Genomic DNA, 244 nt, shown 5'->3' with positions numbered 1-244 from the left:
GGCTTGGCGCCCTGGCTGAGCTTGATCTCGATCATCTTCACCTGTGCCGAGCGGGCTTGTTCGGCGAAGCGCTGTGGGTCGAAACGACCGTCCTCGGTGCGGCAGCCGAAGTAGCCGCTGCCGATTTCCCAGATCAGGTCGCCGCCGTGTTCACGGTGGGACGGGCTGATGCTGCCTTCGCCAGTGTCATGGGCAAACCGGCCCATGCGCGCGCCGCGGTTGAGCGCAGCAATGGCGTTGGCGC

General features: G+C 66.4%; 1 protein-coding gene. It reads right to left on the bottom strand.

Going from position 1 to position 244, the window contains the following annotated elements:
- A partial coding sequence (locus tag FQ664_RS26695) for a glutamate synthase-related protein (RefSeq protein WP_256676125.1) occupies positions 1 to 244 on the bottom strand: 244 nt, incomplete at both ends.

Source organism: Pseudomonas persica, assembly GCF_900291015.1.
Classification (GTDB): Bacteria; Pseudomonadota; Gammaproteobacteria; order Pseudomonadales; family Pseudomonadaceae; genus Aquipseudomonas.
Note: the sequence above shows the minus strand (reverse complement) of the source record. Positions and strands in the feature narration are given on the sequence as shown.